General features: G+C 53.4%; 14 protein-coding genes and 3 pseudogenes. 1 reads left to right on the forward strand and 16 read right to left on the reverse strand.

What is annotated here, in order from left to right:
* Window positions 1-47 precede the first annotated feature (47 nt).
* The 4 genes and pseudogenes from P4S53_RS07835 to P4S53_RS07845 form a co-directional block, all read right to left on the reverse strand.
* The gene (locus P4S53_RS07835) at window positions 48-1,247 is read right to left on the reverse strand and encodes a BamA/TamA family outer membrane protein (protein ID WP_337112242.1); all 1,200 of its coding nucleotides are present in this window, start codon (window positions 1,245-1,247) and stop codon (window positions 48-50) included.
* 138 nt (window positions 1,248-1,385) lie between these two features.
* Window positions 1,386-1,877 carry an alanine racemase gene (alr, locus tag P4S53_RS22630; RefSeq protein WP_442958648.1) on the reverse strand — a complete coding sequence of 164 codons (492 nt, stop codon included), beginning with the start codon at window positions 1,875-1,877 and terminating at the stop codon, window positions 1,386-1,388.
* A pseudogene (gene alr, locus P4S53_RS22635) lies at window positions 1,869-2,464 on the reverse strand (alanine racemase); the annotation flags it as partial. The gene alr (P4S53_RS22630) and the pseudogene alr (P4S53_RS22635), both read right to left, overlap by 9 nt.
* A gap of 24 nt (window positions 2,465-2,488) precedes the next feature.
* Window positions 2,489-3,888 (reverse strand): annotated as a pseudogene (locus tag P4S53_RS07845) (replicative DNA helicase).
* A 256-nt stretch (window positions 3,889-4,144) separates the two neighbouring features.
* Here P4S53_RS07845 and P4S53_RS07850 point away from each other — a divergent pair.
* Entirely contained in the window at window positions 4,145-4,912 is a 768-nt protein-coding gene (locus P4S53_RS07850) for a DUF481 domain-containing protein (RefSeq protein WP_337112243.1), read from the forward strand.
* 101 nt (window positions 4,913-5,013) lie between these two features.
* Here P4S53_RS07850 and rplI read toward each other — a convergent pair whose 3' ends face one another.
* From rplI to hflX, 12 genes and pseudogenes are all read right to left on the reverse strand, one after another.
* The gene (gene rplI, locus P4S53_RS07855; RefSeq protein WP_192017359.1) at window positions 5,014-5,466 is read right to left on the reverse strand and encodes a 50S ribosomal protein L9; all 453 of its coding nucleotides are present in this window, start codon (window positions 5,464-5,466) and stop codon (window positions 5,014-5,016) included.
* 36 nt (window positions 5,467-5,502) lie between these two features.
* The gene (gene rpsR / locus P4S53_RS07860) at window positions 5,503-5,730 is read right to left on the reverse strand and encodes a 30S ribosomal protein S18 (RefSeq protein WP_002539422.1); all 228 of its coding nucleotides are present in this window, start codon (window positions 5,728-5,730) and stop codon (window positions 5,503-5,505) included.
* Window positions 5,731-5,746: 16 nt separating this feature from the next.
* Window positions 5,747-6,049 carry a primosomal replication protein N gene (priB, locus tag P4S53_RS07865; RefSeq protein WP_027254047.1) on the reverse strand — a complete coding sequence of 101 codons (303 nt, stop codon included), beginning with the start codon at window positions 6,047-6,049 and terminating at the stop codon, window positions 5,747-5,749.
* Between the two features lie 7 nt (window positions 6,050-6,056).
* The gene (gene rpsF / locus P4S53_RS07870; RefSeq protein ID WP_337112244.1) at window positions 6,057-6,446 is read right to left on the reverse strand and encodes a 30S ribosomal protein S6; all 390 of its coding nucleotides are present in this window, start codon (window positions 6,444-6,446) and stop codon (window positions 6,057-6,059) included.
* 230 nt (window positions 6,447-6,676) lie between these two features.
* Window positions 6,677-7,414, reverse strand: a complete 738-nt coding sequence (gene rlmB / locus P4S53_RS07875; protein ID WP_337112245.1) for a 23S rRNA (guanosine(2251)-2'-O)-methyltransferase RlmB — start codon at window positions 7,412-7,414, stop codon at window positions 6,677-6,679.
* Complete coding sequence (gene rnr, locus P4S53_RS07880; RefSeq protein ID WP_337112246.1) at window positions 7,414-9,957, reverse strand: ribonuclease R; 2,544 nt, start codon at window positions 9,955-9,957, stop codon at window positions 7,414-7,416. The genes rlmB and rnr overlap by 1 nt, the downstream gene beginning before the upstream one ends.
* A gap of 259 nt (window positions 9,958-10,216) precedes the next feature.
* Window positions 10,217-10,843, reverse strand: a complete 627-nt coding sequence (gene motX / locus P4S53_RS07885; RefSeq protein ID WP_337112247.1) for a flagellar protein MotX — start codon at window positions 10,841-10,843, stop codon at window positions 10,217-10,219.
* Between the two features lie 191 nt (window positions 10,844-11,034).
* Window positions 11,035-12,333, reverse strand: a complete 1,299-nt coding sequence (locus tag P4S53_RS07890; RefSeq protein ID WP_337112249.1) for an adenylosuccinate synthase — start codon at window positions 12,331-12,333, stop codon at window positions 11,035-11,037.
* Between the two features lie 122 nt (window positions 12,334-12,455).
* Window positions 12,456-12,650 carry a DUF2065 domain-containing protein gene (locus P4S53_RS07895; protein WP_337112251.1) on the reverse strand — a complete coding sequence of 65 codons (195 nt, stop codon included), beginning with the start codon at window positions 12,648-12,650 and terminating at the stop codon, window positions 12,456-12,458.
* A 92-nt stretch (window positions 12,651-12,742) separates the two neighbouring features.
* Window positions 12,743-13,741 carry a protease modulator HflC gene (gene hflC, locus P4S53_RS07900; RefSeq protein WP_337112253.1) on the reverse strand — a complete coding sequence of 333 codons (999 nt, stop codon included), beginning with the start codon at window positions 13,739-13,741 and terminating at the stop codon, window positions 12,743-12,745.
* A 2-nt stretch (window positions 13,742-13,743) separates the two neighbouring features.
* Complete coding sequence (hflK, locus tag P4S53_RS07905; protein WP_337112254.1) at window positions 13,744-14,898, reverse strand: FtsH protease activity modulator HflK; 1,155 nt, start codon at window positions 14,896-14,898, stop codon at window positions 13,744-13,746.
* Between the two features lie 54 nt (window positions 14,899-14,952).
* Window positions 14,953-16,241, reverse strand: a pseudogene (gene hflX / locus P4S53_RS07910) (ribosome rescue GTPase HflX).
* Window positions 16,242-16,255 lie beyond the last annotated feature (14 nt).

A 16,255-nucleotide genomic window follows, 5' to 3' on the forward strand; every position in this document is an offset into this window, starting at 1 on the left:
ATATTCCCTCCTCTTGGCCAGGCGGACGAACAGCTAAAGCACCGCTCTCAGAAGGGCTGATTGACCATGACGTTGAAACTACTTTCTTCTTCGCCCCAGGCCATTTCAGCCCGGACCACCACACCTTCCACCTGAAAGCGCACTGCGCCACCGGCACTCCAGCGCATGTCCTGGTTCAGCTGAGCAAGATCAAACGCGTCTGCCACCCGCCCCAAATCGGTAAACAGCACCCACTGCCACCAGGGGACATCATACCAGTCAAACACCGGCCAGCCGCCCAGCGGCTGCCATTCGGGCATCACGCGATATTCCATGCTGTAGCTGAGCGCACTGCGGTCAGAAAAACGCCCGCCGGGATAGCTGCGCAGGCGAAACAGCCCGCCCAGGCTGGCGCGGGCAAATTCCGGTGGCCTGTGATAACGGGTCTGCCCATCGACCTGCTCACTCTGATGCCAGCTTGGCACATCCGAGACATAGGCATTGAAGGCGATCACCTGTTGATCAAACCAGTCGCCGGCAGGTCCGATATCCCAGAACCAGCTCTGGCTCAGCTCCCACTGCCACCAGCTTTCCCGATCGCTGCCGCCGGGATCTGTGGTCACCGTCAGCAGACTGTGCGACCCCTGACTCGGGTTATGTTCGCTGTTGAGGTTATCCCACTCCAGGCGGGTTTCCAGCGCCCAGACCTCATCCGTATCGGCAAATTCCGTGTCCGGCAAAGGCGGGGAGTCGTGAAAGCGGCGGCTCTGATAATATGGACGAAATTCAAGAGAGGTGATCCCGCTTTGCCACGGGGTACTGCCGGTCAGTGGCCGCTCCAGCGCCAGGGCGGCCAGCGGGTTGGCCGTTGCAGAGCCCAGCGGAAAGATATAACGGGCAAACAGCCGGTATCGGGCATCATAGGCATTGGCGTTCAAGGCATCCAGGGCGCTTGAATCATTGCTGGCCGCCTCGCCGAGATAAAAATCGGACTGCTGAAAATCGGCGTTGTAGATCTCGGCACCGAGCAGCCAGCGGCTGTCATTGCTGAAGCGAAAGTTATCGCCGCGCATATAGGTCAGCCAGGTGCCCTTGTTTCCTTTCAGCCCGGCACCGAACAGTGAGGCCTGCGGCTGAAAAACGCCTTTGACCACCCCGGCCATCCCCAGAGCAAAACCGATATTGTCGGTATAAAAAGCAAAGGGCACCACGGCATAATCTTTTGCCCAGCTCAGTTCGCCATCGTCGTCATATTGGCCGGTATTCACTTTCACGCCATCATCTGCGGCATAAATACCGGCCGAAAAAAACAGGCCGCTGCTATCGCCGCGACCTGTCGTAGAGAACCTGGCTTAGGTTTGCTATGGAGATGACTCTTGATTTTATCCAGCGTCATCCGGCTCCCCTCACCTGTAGGCCATGGCCACGCGCGAGGTCAGCTTGGTGACCAACTCGTACGCGATGGTCCCGACATGGTCGGCCACCACCTCGGCGGGTAATCCCTGCCCCCAGAGAATAGCTTCATCACCGACTTGATCCGTGGCATCCGGTCCCAGATCAACCGTCAGCATATCCATAGAGACCCGGCCAGCAATCGGCACCAGCCGTCCATTGATCAGCACAGGCGTACCGTTCGGCGCGGTACGCGGATAACCGTCACCATAACCGATGGCCACTACGCCGACTTTGGTATCTCGCTCGCTGACCCAGGAGCCGCCATAACCGACCGCTTCCCCTTGCTTGACCGTCCGCACCGCAATCACACTGGAAGTCAGTGTCATCACAGGCTGCATACCAAAGGCCTCGGCAGAATGTGTCTGATCCGCGAACGGCGAAATGCCATACATGATAATGCCGGGACGAATCCACTCCAGGTGGCTGTCCGGCCAGGCCAGGATACCGGCGGAATTGGCCAGAGAGCGCTCCCCCGGCAACCTTGCGTCAGAGACATAAAAGTCTGAATCTGGCTGTCTGTCACCGGGCTGTCCAGCTCATCGGCACAGGCAAAATGACTCATATAGCGCAGCGGCTGCGCCACATTCTGGCTGGCATGCAGGCGCTCGACAAATGCCTGGAACTCTTCCGGACGCACGCCGAGGCGATGCATACCGCTGTCAATTTTGAGCCAGACTTTCACCGGCATCTCCAGCACGGCCTGCTCCAGAGCTTCCAGCTGCTCTATGGTGTGAACCACAGTCTGAATATTATTGGTCACCAGCACAGGTAAATCCGAGGGCGAATAAAAGCCTTCCATCAGGAGAATAGGTTTGACCACGCCGCAGGCACGCAACGACAGGGCTTCTTCGATTCTCGCGACACCAAAGCCGTCGGCATCCGGCAGTCCCGCTGCCACCTGCGCCAGACCATGCCCGTAACCATTGGCTTTGACCATGGCGAGCAACTTACAGCCTGGCGTGTGCTGTCTGAGCAGACTGACGTTTTGGCGCAGGGCCTGAAGATCAATATAGGCGGTTGCGGCTTTCATTCATTTTCCTACTGCTGGGAGAGATTAATACTCATCATCAAAAGCCGGGCCGGCATAGTTATCGAAACGGGAAAACTGGCCCTGGAAAGTCAGGCGCACGCTGCCGATAGGACCATTACGCTGCTTACCAATGATGATTTCTGCAATGCCTTTCAGTGCACTGTCTTCGTGATATACCTCATCACGGTAGATGAACATGATCAAGTCCGCATCCTGCTCGATGGCACCGGATTCACGCAAGTCCGAGTTCACCGGGCGCTTATCGGCACGCTGCTCCAGCGAGCGGTTCAGCTGCGACAGCGCCACCACAGGCACATTCAGCTCTTTCGCCAGGGCTTTGAGCGAGCGGGAAATTTCGGCAATTTCCAGCGTCCGGTTATCCTGCAAGCCAGGCACCCGCATCAGCTGAAGGTAGTCGACCATGATCATGCTCAGACCGCCATGTTCACGGGCAATCCGGCGGGCACGAGAGCGGACATCTGTCGGGGTCAGGCCAGAACTGTCATCAATGTACATGTTCTTCTTTTCCATCAGTATACCCATGGTCGACGAAATGCGCGCCCAGTCTTCATCGTCCAGCTGTCCGGTACGGATCTTGGTCTGATCCACCCGCGACAGCGACGCCAGCATACGCATCATGATTTGTTCGGCGGGCATCTCCAGCGAGAAAATCAGCACAGGTTTTTCCTGCTCCATGGCTGCGTTTTCACACAGGTTCATCGCGAAGGTCGTTTTACCCATAGATGGACGGGCCGCCACGATAATCAGATCCGAGCCCTGCAGACCTGCAGTTTTCTTATTCAGATCCGTAAAGCCGGTCGAGACTCCGGTGACACCATCCTGAGGCGACTGGTACAGCAGCTCAATCCGTTCCAGGGTTTTTTCCAGAATGGTATCGACATTCTGCGGGCCTTCATTCTCATTGGTCCGCTGCTCGGCAATGGCAAACACCTTGCTTTCTGCCATATCAAGCAGATCGACGCTGGTTCTGCCCTGCGGGTCATAACCGGCATCGGCAATCTCATTGGCGACCCCAATCATGTCGCGGATCAGCGCACGCTCTCTGACAATCTCAGCATAGGCGGTAATATTGGCCGCAGAAGGGGTGTTCTTGGCGAGTTCGGCCAGATAGGCAAAGCCACCGACATCATCTAGCTGATCATGCAGCTCAAGACGCTCTGACAGGGTGATCAAATCCAGCGGCTGACCGGACTCAAGCAATCCGGCGGCTGATTCAAAATCATCCGGTGCGGACGGCTGTAAAAATCTCGCGCGACCACTTTTTCTGCAACGCTGTCCCAGCGCTCATTATCCAGCAACAAGCCGCCAAGCACTGACTGCTCTGCCTCCAGCGAATGAGGCGGCATTTTGAGCGCATCCATCTGAGTGTCTTTTGGACGATTGGGTTTACTTTTCTCTGCCATAACCACTTGCACGTTTGACCTGAATCCGGCCTGCTAGTATACCTGAACATTCCTGCGAGCTGGCAGCCAACCAGACAAAAAAGACCCGGTAAAAACTGCGCTGCCCAATCTTACGGCACTTCAGCAAAATTTATGTCTAATAGCGCAACATCCTGACGATCATCTGACATTTTTCAGCTACACTGCGCCGCCTACACCTTGTTTTGCACTTTTTTGTGCTAGCCGTCGTTTCTTGTGTCAGTTGTTGGGAGGGCACGTGGCAAATCAATGCATCCTGCTTCCTGTACTGGCATCCGGCCTGTGTATCATGGCAGACGCCTGGGCAGAAGATGTGCCAGAACTCCCGCCGATCACCTCGCCCTGGTCCAGTGAACTGGAGCTGGGATACCAGTCGCTTTCCGGCAACTCGAATACCAAATCGCTCAATACCCGGCTGGGACTGACCTATGTCAAAGATCAGTTTCGTCAGCAGGTCGAAGCCAAATACCTGCTGGCGGAAGAAGATGGTGAGGAAGAAAAACGCAAAGGCCAGCTCGAATTACAGAGCGACTTCATCATCAATGAACGGGCGTATGTGCTGGGCAATACCAGCTACATCGACGACAAATACGGCCCCTACTTCAGGGATTTCACCCTGGCAACCGGTATCGGCTACCGGGTTATCCGACTGGAAAACATGATGATGGAAATTGAAGCCGGCCCGGGTTACCGCCATCAGGAACCCAACATCGACGAAATTGACGATGATGACATCATCGTGCCTGAAACCGTCGATGAACTGATCCTGCGTGGCAGCACCCGCTGGATCTGGAAACCGTCCAAAGATGTCGAGCTGAATGTCCGGCTGACAGGCATCGCCGGTAACAGTAACAGCACGCTGGAAACCCAGGTGTCTCTCACCAGTGCGATTTCAGAACATATCGCCATCAAGCTCAGCAACACGCAGAAGTTCAACAGCTGGGTACCGGACGGGCTGCAAAAGCGCGACGGCACCATGACAATCAACCTGCTATTCCATTACTGAACAGCGTCATGACTGAGCTGTGCCATCCTGCTGACAGCCTTTCTCCAGACATAAAAAAACCAGCCCTGAGGCTGGTTTTTTCGCAGAAGTGCCGGTGCTGATTACTCAGCAGCAACAACTTCCAGCTTAACTGTTGCAAATACGTCAGAGTGCAGCTGCAGGCTGATCTCATATTCGCCAGTTGTGCGCAGAGCACCTTCTGGCAGACGTACTTCGCTTTTCGCAACTTCAACGCCAGCAGCAGTTACTGCATCAGCGATATCACGAGTACCGATTGAACCGAACAGTTTGCCTTCGTCACCCGCTTTAGAAGCAATCACTACAGCTTCCAGAGCGTTAACTTTCTCAGCACGCGCTTGAGCAGCAGTCAGTTGCTCTGCAACTTTTGCTTCCAGCTCAGCACGACGAGTTTCAAACATTTCAACGTTAGATTTGGTAGCCATAACTGCTTTACCCTGAGGGATCAGGAAGTTACGAGCATAACCAGCTTTAACGCTTACCTGATCACCAAGGCTGCCCAGGTTACCGATTTTATCAAGTAGAATAACTTGCATTATCTTGTCCTCTTAAACTTAATTAAACCGGGCCTATTACTGATGCTTGTCAGTATATGGCAGCAGAGCCAGGTAACGTGAACGCTTGATAGCGCGAGCCAGCTGACGCTGGTACTTAGCGCGAGTACCTGTGATACGGCTTGGTACGATTTTACCAGCTTCAGTGATGTAGTTTTTCAGAGTGGCTACATCTTTGTAGTCAATCTCTTGTACGCCTTCTGCAGTAAAACGGCAGAACTTACGACGACGGAAGAAACGTGCCATGGGCTTATCTCCTGAACTAAATTTTTTCAATATGATCGGCATGCAACACTAATTTACCTATGCCATTCCGGCCGGTTTGCCACGAGATAAATCCCCCGGCTTTAATGTTGCTTCCGACAGCTAAATCATGAGTGAGTAATTGCTGACCTTTACCGCTGACCACCACGTTGATGTAACAGTACACCTGCCGGGTTAAGTCCGCTTCCACCTGGTTGGAACGATGCTCAAGCACAAAATGGCAATGAGGTACGCCCGCCGGGGACTGGCTTCGTTTGGGGTGCTTGGCAACAGTGCCAGACAGCTCCAGACGATTGGTCATTCAATAATTACTCAGCGTCGGCCATGTGACCTTCAGATTGTGCATCAGCACGATCTTCACGACGTGGGGCACGCTCTTCTTTAGCCTTCATCATTGGAGATGGCTCAGTGATAGCGCCTTTAGTGCGCATGATCATGTTACGGATCACAGCATCGTTAAAGCGGAAGCTTGACTCCAGCTCGTCGACCACAGACTGCTCTGCTTCAACGTTCATCAGAACGTAGTGTGCTTTGTGCAGTTTGTTGATTGGGTAAGCCAGTTGACGGCGGCCCCAATCTTCCAGACGGTGGATTTGACCGCCAGAATCTTTGATAGCACCAGTGTAACGCTCGACCATGCCAGCAACTTGCTCGCTTTGATCAGGGTGCACCATAAATACGATTTCGTAATGACGCATGGGTTGCTCCTTACGGATTATTCAGCTTCCCTGTTCAGCTCGGTTATCCTGGGGAAGCAAGGAACGAAAAAATAAAACCGAGAATTTAGGCGCGAGATAGTACAGAATTACACCGCTCAGCGCAACTAAAAGAACAGCGATATCGCCCTGTGCTGGTGTTTATTTTCACCGCAGACAGAAATGCCACCCGAGCGGATGGCATTTCATTTGATTTTGCAGGTCTTTTTGTTTTAGCCCTGGCGCTGGCGCACCGCTTCAAACAGGCAGATACCCGTTGCAACCGACACATTCAGACTGGAGACCGTGCCCGCCATCGGGATCTTAATCAGATCATCACAGGTCTCACGGGTCAGACGACGCATCCCTTCCCCTTCCGCGCCCATCACGATGGCCAGCGGCCCGGTCAGTTTGCTTTGATAGAGGTCATGAGTCGCTTCACCGGCGGTGCCGACAATCCAAATCCCTTTGTCCTGCAAGGCACGCATAGTGCGGGCCAGATTGGTCACCCGAATCAGCGGCACCACTTCAGCAGCGCCACAGGCCACTTTAGACGCGGTTGCGTTCAACTGGGCGGCCCTGTCTTTCGGCACGATAATCGCCACCACACCGGCGGCATCGGCATTACGCAGACACGCGCCCAGGTTATGCGGATCAGTCACGCCATCCAGTATCAGCAGCAGTGGATTGTCTTTGCCTTCAAGCAGGTCATCCAGATCCTGTTCATTGTACTGTTTACCCGGTTTTACCCGCGCCACAATCCCCTGATGGCTGCCGCCGTCGGCTTTATCGTCCAGAGCCTTTCGGCCGGTCTGCTGAATCGTCACCCCTAATCGCTGCAATTCGTTCAGCAGCGGCAATACACGCTCGTCCTGACGCCCTTTCAGCACAAAGACTTCAATGAAGCGTGCCGGATCGGAACCCAGCACAGCGCTGACGGCATGAATGCCGAAAATCATATCATTACGCATTACTTAGTCTTCTTCGCCGCTCGTTCTTTCTTACCGGCCCGCGGCTTGCGCGCCTTGACCGATTTCTTTTTTGCCTTATCTTTTTTCTTGGCTTTTTTGCCTTTCTTGTCGTCTTCGCTGCCAGGCTTGGCGATAACACCGGCTTTCAGCTGCTGACGGACAGAAGTGCGTTCTTTCTTCGCTTCCGCTTTGTGCTCCTGCTGCGCTTCACCGTTTTCAACGCGGTACGCTTTCAGGTTCTGACGCTGCAAGCCTTCTGCTTTGCGCATCCGTTGCTGCTTCTCACGAGTTTGCGCGGTTTTACCCGGCCGGCGGGACTTTCTGCCGCCGCCCACCAGTTCGAAATCAATCTGGCGGTCATTGAGGTTAATTGCCGCGACTTTCACCTGGACCGTATCACCCAGACGGTAAATTTTGCCGGAGGCATCCCCCACCAGGCGCTGACCAATCGGATCGAACTGGTAGTAATCGTTATCGAGATTTGAGATGTGTACCAGGCCGTCAATATTAAGCTCATTGAGGCGGACAAAGAAGCCAAAGCCCGTCACATTGGCAATCACGCCTTCAAACTCATCACCGACATGGTCCTGCATGTACTCACATTTCAGCCAGTCAGCCACATCACGCGTGGCATCATCGGCACGACGCTCTGTCATTGAGCATTGCTCGCCCAGCACATCCATATCGTCGAAGGAGTAGTGGTAGCCGCCGGTCGGCGTCCAGCGATCTTTGTGAGTGCCGTTTTCTTTGGCAATCAGATATTTGATAGCACGATGCAGAGCCAGATCAGGATAGCGGCGGATCGGTGAAGTAAAGTGCGCATATGAGTTCAGCGCCAGGCCAAAGTGGCCCAGGTTCTCCGCCTGATACACCGCCTGCTTCATGGAACGCAACAACATGGTCTGGATCAGTTCTTTGTCCGGACGATTCTGGATCGCCGCAGCCAGATGAGCATAATCACTCGGCGCAGGCTCCAGACCACCGGTCAGATTCAGACCCAGCTCACCGAGGAAATCCCGGAAGCCTGTCAGGCGTTCTTCACCCGGGGTATCATGCACCCGGTACAGCGCTGGCTCTTTGGCTTTTTCCACCAGCTTGGCGGAAGCCACATTGGCCATGATCATACATTCTTCGATGATCTTGTGGGCATCGTTCCGCTCTGACGGCACAATACGGTCAATCTTACGATCCGCATTGAAAATGAACTGGGTTTCCAGCGTTTCAAACTCAATGGCACCGCGCTGCTCGCGCGCAAGCTTGAGCACTTTGTACATGCTGTACAGCTCTTCCAGGTGCGGCACCAAAGGCGCATAGCGCTGACGCAGCTCCTCGTCCCCTTCCAGCATCTTGCTGACTTTGGTGTACGTCAGGCGAGCATGGGAGTTCATCACAGCTTCGTAATGCCGGTAGCCGGACAGTTTGCCGGCCGCCGAAATGGTCATCTCACAAACCATACACAGGCGGTCAACCTGAGGGTTGAGCGAGCACAGACCGTTCGACAGCACTTCAGGCAACATCGGGATCACCTGTGCCGGGAAGTAAACCGAGTTACCACGGTTGATCGCTTCTTTATCCAGCGCGCTGTCAGGACGCACATAGTAGCTGACATCGGCGATAGCCACCCATAAACGCCAGCCACCGGATTTTTTCTTTTCACAGAACACAGCGTCATCGAAATCACGGGCGTCTTCGCCGTCGATTGTCACCAGCGGCAAATCCCGCAGATCCACACGGCCTTTTTTGGCCTCTTCCGGCACTTCTTCTTTCAGTGTCGCGACCTGCTTCTCAACTTCTGCCGGCCAGACATGGGGAATATCGTAGGTACGCAGGGCAATTTCAATTTCCATGCCCGGTGCCATGTTCTCACCCAACACTTCCACAATTTTACCGACAGCATTGTACTGACGGGTGGCGCGCTGGGTGATTTCCACCACCACGACGTTCCCCATACGGGCGCCCTGACGCTCTTCCTGCGGGATCACGATATCCTGCGAGATCCGTGAATCATCCGGTACGACAAAGCCCATACCGTCTTCAATAAAATAACGGCCGACAATCTGGCCGCTGTATTCTTGCAGCACACGGACTATACGCCCTTCACGGCGGCCGCGTTTATCAACGCCTGCTACCTGAACCAGCACGTAATCACCATGGATCACACCGCGCATCTGATGAGACGGCAACAGCAGGTCATCTTGACGGGCCATGCCGCTGCCTTCAGGGCGCACAAAGCCAAAGCCGTCTTTATGGCCGATGACATGGCCTTTGATCAAATCCAGCCTTTCCGGCAGTGCGTAACACTGGCGGCGGGTGTACACCAGCTGGCCGTCGCGCTCCATGGCGCGCAATCGGCGGCGAAGGCCTTCATACTGGTCTTCGCCCTGCAATTTCAGCTCGGTAAACAGCTGATCGCGATTGACAGGTGTACTAAAGCCGCGAACCACTTCCAGAATGAATTCACGGCTTGGGATGGGGTTTTCGTAGTTTTGAGCTTCCCGCTCGCGGAAAGGATCGACGGGTAAATCAGTTGTACCTTTGGACATAAAATAATCCGTATTGGCAGCCAGATACCCTAAGTATATCCCTGCCATCAATAATTAGTTGGGAGCAGGTCAAATTCCGCTCCAATAAATGAAGATAATATCTGCGTGTGAATCAGTCGCTTACACGCTTGTTTTGTGAGCCTGCCTGTCTCCGGCAGCTCAAGCAACGCGACAAGTTAAATGCCGCTCAGATCACATTCTAAGCGCTAACTGCCTGAAAAGATACCGCAGGCCAAAAATCGCCTGGGTAAGAGGGAGGTTACCAGAAGCTCTCTCGTCGCTTCGCGCGAGCAATCACATTGGAAGGCATACGCTGCTCTAAATTGCGGCGTAACTGAGTAATCTTTCTGTGGGTGCGGCCGTCAGCCGTGACGGACTGATACAGCCAGCGATAAGCATCTTCGTAATCCAACGGGCTGCCATAGTCATTGAGCAGCAACTCGGCAAGCTGAATGCGTGCTGCCAGATGGCCCATCGCCGCCGCTTCACGCAAATAAGGAATTGCACGTTCCCGATCCTGCTGCACCAGGGTGCCCCGGGCATAATAACGGCCCAGCTGTTCCAGCGCCGAAGGCAGGCCCTGGCGAGCCGCGGTTTCCATGTAATAGAGACCCAGTTCAACGTCACGCTGCACACACACGCCCCAGGCCAGCATGTCGCCATACAGAAACTGATACGCCGGCAGTTCAACACGCTCTGCCCGCACTTCAATATCCTGTACCAACTGGCACTCATCGGCTTTCACGCGCTGTAACTGCTGGTTGCTCTCAAACAGATGGATCAGTTCCGCCTCTGAATACAAAGGCACAGCATCCCCAACATCTGTAATCGCTTTAGCCGGCATCGCCGCCATTAAAGCTGAAAGCACTATTGCACGCAGAACCATTCCGCTCTCTCTTTACATTGAAACATTACGACTGGACTCAGCCACATTTCTTCGCTGAAACGATAAAAAATCCGGCGGTATGAACCTTATCGACCAGAGGCAAACAGACTTTAGCCAAAATTTCAGAAAGCGAACAACAAAAAGCCAACCCGAAGGTTGGCTTTTGAGCATCAGGTCATATCGCTCAGCAATCAGCTTGCGTAAGGATGAACTTTGATGATGGTTTCGTTACGATCAGGGCCGGTTGAGATCAGATCGACAGGTACACCTGTCAGCTCTTCCAGACGCGCGATGTAATTCAGTGCCGCCTGTGGTAACTCTTCCAGTGTTTTCACACCGAAGGTGGTCTCAGTCCAGCCTGGCATCGTTTCGTAGATAGGCTCTACGTTTTCGAATGCATCAGCCGCCATTGGAGACACAGTCAGGATCTTGCCATCCGGCAGTTTGTAACCGGTACAGATCTTGATTTCTTCCAGACCATCCAGAACATCCAGCTTGGTCAGACAGAAACCCGACACTGAGTTGATTTGCACGGCACGGCGCATTGCAACGGCATCAAACCAGCCACAGCGACGCTTACGGCCTGTGGTCGCACCAAACTCATTACCTTTCACACCCAGGTGCTCACCAACTGCGTCATCAAGTTCAGTCGGGAACGGGCCTGCACCAACACGTGTGCAGTAGGCTTTGGCGATACCCAGAATGTAACCCAGGTAGCGAGGACCGAAACCAGAACCGGCAGCAACACCGCCTGCAGTCGTGTTAGAAGAAGTCACATACGGGTAAGTACCGTGGTCGATGTCCAGCAGCGTGCCTTGTGCACCTTCGAACATGATCTTGTCGCCACGCTTGCGTGCGTCATCCAGCTCCTGGGTTACATCAATAACCATAGATGTCAGGATGTCCGCCTGAGCCAGCACAGTTTCCAGTACTTCTTCGTAGCTTACAGGCTCAACATTGTAATAATGCTCCAGCTGGAAGTTATGGTAAGCCATCACTTCCTTCAGCTTCTCGGCAAATGCCTCTTTATCGAACAAATCGCCAACACGCAGACCGCGACGAGCAACTTTATCTTCATAGGCAGGACCGATACCACGGCCAGTCGTACCGATTGCTTTCTTACCACGAGCCAGTTCACGAGCCTGGTCCAGCGCAATATGATACGGAAGAATTAGCGGACAAGCTTCTGACAGGTATAAACGCTCACGAACTGGAATACCACGCGCTTCCAGTGGCTCCATTTCTTTCAGCAGAGCATCTGGAGAAAGGACAACACCGTTACCGATAATGCATTTCACGTTGTTACGCAGGATGCCTGAAGGGATTAAGTGCAGGACAGTTTTTTCACCATCTATGACAAGGGTGTGACCTGCGTTGTGACCGCCCTGGTAGCGAACCACATATTGTGCATCTTCAGTCAGCAGATCAACGATCTTGCCCTTACCTTCGTCACCCCACTGGGTGCCGAGAACGACTACATTGTTTGCCATCTTTCTTCGTCTATCAGTAGTTAAAAATGGATTCTAGCACCTTACAAATTTGCTTGCAGTCATTTTTTGACCATGACCCAGAAAATCGAAAGTCAGGCTTCACGAATACCCGACGTCAGGATTTACAGCTGGGTGAACATGAGATAAGCAATCACGCTGCCAGCGACGACTAAACAACCCCCTATGCGGCGCAATGTCTGATCATCCTGACGGCTCAACTGACTGATCAGTTCGCGCCAGCCTCTGGGTGCCAGCAATGGCCCCAAACCTTCCAGAATCAGGACCAGCCCGACGGCCAGCCAGAATGTTTGACTCATCGTTTTCCCCCGCTATCGGCTCACAATCTCCAGGTATCAGACAAAAAAAGACAAGGCCAACGCCTTGTCTTTTTTGTCAGCACTGAACCCGCTTAGTTCAGGCCGTCCGACCCTTTCATGTATTTGAAGAAATCACTGTTCGGATCCACCACCAGAATATCCTGCTTGGAGCTGAAGCTGTTTTCGTACGCTTTCAAAGAACGCAGGAAGTTATAAAACTCCGGATCTTTGTTAAACGCAGTCGCATAGATATCTGCTGCTTTTGCTTCGGCATCACCGCGCTGGATGCGGGCAATACGTTCAGCTTCAGAAATAATCTTGGCGACTTCCAGCTCAGACTGCGCACGGATAACCTCGGCTTTTTCACGGCCCTGAGAACGGTGCTTACGCGCAACCGATTCACGTTCGGCACGCATACGGCGATAGATCGACTCGCTGATCTCATCCGGCAGGTTGATTTTCTTCATGCGGAAATCAACCACTTCAATCCCAAGGTCACGGGCACTGATCTGAGTTTCAGCCAGTACATCGGCCATGATCTTGTCACGCTCGCCTTCCAGCTCTCGCTTGGGGGCTACTTCCTGGACAATTTCAGACGCAATGGCCACGCTTTCATCAACGGGGGCAGCAGCGCCGGCATCCACGTTGTTGCCGCGATCCGGACCAGACACGATCTGTTTGATCTCTTTGGCACCGATCTGCGCACGCAGACTGTCGACCACCTTACGTTTCAGCAGCCCTTCCGCCGTTGCGGTATTACCGCCACCGGTGGTCAGGTAATACTGACCGAAGTCCTGAATACGCCACTTCACATAAGTGTCGATAATCACGTCTTTTTTCTCAGAGGTGACAAAACGGTCAGCCTGATCATCCATGGTCTGAATACGGGCATCCAGCTTACGAACACGGTCAAATACCGGCACTTTGAAGTGCAGGCCCGGCTCATACACACGCGTCATGTTGCTAGTGTCATCTTTGATGATTCGACCGAAACGAACCACAATACCACGCTCGCCCTCTTTAACGACGAAGACGGACATCAACACCAGAGCGATGAGAATGACTACGAGCGGGATAATTAACTTACGCATAATTAATATCTCCCCTGACGACCAGAATCAGCACGCGGTGCCGCTGGAGTAGGATTCGCATTTTCCGTCTTCTCCAGCTCAATACCGTACGAGCTGGATGGGCTCATTTGCTGCTTACTGGCTTCAGACTGATTCATCAGCTTGTCCAGAGGCAGATATAACAGATTGCCACCGGATTTCGAGTCCACCATCACTTTGCTGGTGTTGGAGTAAACGCGCTCCATGGTATCCAGGTACAGACGATTACGGGTAACTTCTTTCGCTACGTTGTACTCAGGCAGCAGTTTCTCAAATTGAGCCACTTCACCCAGTGCGCCGTTAACCACTTTTTCAGTATACCCTTCCGCTTCTTTCTTCAGACGTTCAGCACGACCTGTCGCTTTTGGCAGGATATCGTTGCTGTACGCTTCTGCTTCGCGCACAAAGCGCTCCTCATCCTCACGGGCCGCAATTGCATCATCAAATGCATCTTTCACGGCTTCCGGCGGACGGGCCGACTGGAAGTTCACGTCCACAACCAGAATACCCATGTCATACTTGTCGGTAATCTTATCGATATCCGTCTGGGTATTGGCACGAATGGTCTGGCGACCACGGGTCAGGGCTTCATCCATCGTGGAGTCACCGATCACCGCACGCAGTGCAGAATCCGTCGCCTGGCGCAGACTGTCGTCCGCATTGGTCACACTGAACAGATACTTCTGTGCATCAGAAACCCTGTACTGCACTTCCATTTCAACTCGCAGTACGTTTTCATCCTTTGTCAGCATCAGACCTGAGCTGCGCAGAGAACGAATCGCCTGTACGTTGACCAGCTCAACATCATCGATGAAGGTAGGTTTCCAGTTCAGACCAGGATCGACCATTTCATAGAATTTACCAAACCGAAGTACGACGCCACGCTCAGCTTCGCCAACAGTGTAAAACCCAGAAAATCCCCAAATCGCAGCCGCGATAACAGCAATGACACCTAAGCCGACAGCACCGCCACCGCTCGAAGGTCCACGCTTATTCCCAAAAATACCACCAAACTTACGACTCAGTTTTGCAAACACTTCATCGAGATCAGGCGGCCCTTGTTCACGACCACCACGATTATTGTTCCCCCAAGGGTCCTTATCGCGGCCACCGTTGTTTCCAGGCTCATTCCACGCCATTATAGAACTCCATCAATATGATATGACGACAGTTTTTATTACTCTAGCAGTCCATCAGGCAAGGATAAAGTCATCCAGCCCCTGGTGCTCTCTTTTTGCAGTCGAGCCCATTCTGCGATGGGTAAACGTACATCCAGTATCAGGTTACCATTTTCTTCATACTCTTCCCGGACAATCGCCCCAAGCTGATAAAACTTGCTCCGGAAGCGACCGATCACTGCCGGCGGCAGGCACAGAGTATGGGTGACCATAGTCCCGGACAGCCGTTCCGTCAGTGCCGTGAAGAGCAGGTCAATCCCGGTTCCTTCACGGGCAGAAACCCAGACACACCGTGGAATACCGTCTTCGTCGCGCTCAATACGCGGCTCAGCCTGTTCCAGATTGTCGATCTTATTCATGACCACCAATACCGGGACATCACTGGCGTCGATCTCTTCCAGTACCGTGTTGACCGCATCGATATTTTCCCGATAACGCTCATCACTGGCATCCACCACATGTAACAGCAACGCGGCTTCCTGGGTTTCCTTCAGTGTGGCTTTAAACGCAGCCACCAGATCATGAGGAAGATGGCGGATAAATCCGACCGTATCAGCCAGGATACTGGTTCCCACATCCTCCACATCAATTTTCCGCAACGTCGGATCCAAGGTGGCGAACAGCTGATCTGCAGCATACACCCCAGCATCCGTCACCCGGTTAAACAGGGTAGACTTACCGGCGTTGGTATAACCGACTAACGAGATGGTCGGAATATCTGCCCGACTTCTGGCCCGACGACCCTGATCCCGCTGTTTGGAGACTTTATCCAGTCGGCGCAGAATCGCCTTGATCCTTTCGCGCAGCAAACGACGGTCAGTTTCAAGCTGAGTTTCACCCGGCCCGCGCAGACCTATCCCGCCCTTCTGTCGTTCAAGGTGGGTCCAGCCGCGGATCAAACGGGTAGAAATATGACGTAACTGCGCCAGCTCGACTTGCAGCTTACCCTCATGGGTTCGCGCGCGCTGAGCGAAGATATCCAAGATCAATCCGGTTCTGTCCAGAACCCGGCATTTGCACAGCTGCTCCAGGTTTCGCTCCTGGGCTGGCGAGAGTGAATGGTTAAAAATGACGATCTCGGCGTTTTCCGCTCTGACCGCATCGGCAATTTCCTGTGCTTTACCTTCTCCCACGTAATACTTAGGGTGGGGAGACTGTCGGCTGCCTGTAATCACACGCAGCTTATTGACTCCCGCCGAGGAGACCAGCATTTCAAACTCGCTGAGATCTTCCCATTCCCCTTCTTGCGTGAAGTTGATATGAACAAGAATTGCCTGTTCACCGGCTTCATAACGGTCAAACAAGCAATCAACTCCTT

Source organism: Photobacterium sp. Hal280 (genome assembly GCF_037162255.1).
In the GTDB taxonomy this organism is placed as follows: Bacteria; Pseudomonadota; Gammaproteobacteria; order Enterobacterales; family Vibrionaceae; genus Photobacterium.

Coding starts and splice junctions, on each gene's coding strand:
- motX (WP_337112247.1), bottom strand. CDS start 10,843: ATGGTTCTGCGTGCAATAGTGCTTTCAGCTTTAATGGCGGCGATGCCG.
- priB (WP_027254047.1), bottom strand. CDS start 6,049: ATGACCAATCGTCTGGAGCTGTCTGGCACTGTTGCCAAGCACCCCAAA.
- rpsF (WP_337112244.1), bottom strand. CDS start 6,446: ATGCGTCATTACGAAATCGTATTTATGGTGCACCCTGATCAAAGCGAG.
- hflC (WP_337112253.1), bottom strand. CDS start 13,741: ATGCGTAAGTTAATTATCCCGCTCGTAGTCATTCTCATCGCTCTGGTG.
- rpsR (WP_002539422.1), bottom strand. CDS start 5,730: ATGGCACGTTTCTTCCGTCGTCGTAAGTTCTGCCGTTTTACTGCAGAA.
- hflK (WP_337112254.1), bottom strand. CDS start 14,898: ATGGCGTGGAATGAGCCTGGAAACAACGGTGGCCGCGATAAGGACCCT.
- rplI (WP_192017359.1), bottom strand. CDS start 5,466: ATGCAAGTTATTCTACTTGATAAAATCGGTAACCTGGGCAGCCTTGGT.
- rlmB (WP_337112245.1), bottom strand. CDS start 7,414: ATGCGTAATGATATGATTTTCGGCATTCATGCCGTCAGCGCTGTGCTG.
- P4S53_RS07890 (WP_337112249.1), bottom strand. CDS start 12,333: ATGGCAAACAATGTAGTCGTTCTCGGCACCCAGTGGGGTGACGAAGGT.
- P4S53_RS07895 (WP_337112251.1), bottom strand. CDS start 12,650: ATGAGTCAAACATTCTGGCTGGCCGTCGGGCTGGTCCTGATTCTGGAA.
- rnr (WP_337112246.1), bottom strand. CDS start 9,957: ATGTCCAAAGGTACAACTGATTTACCCGTCGATCCTTTCCGCGAGCGG.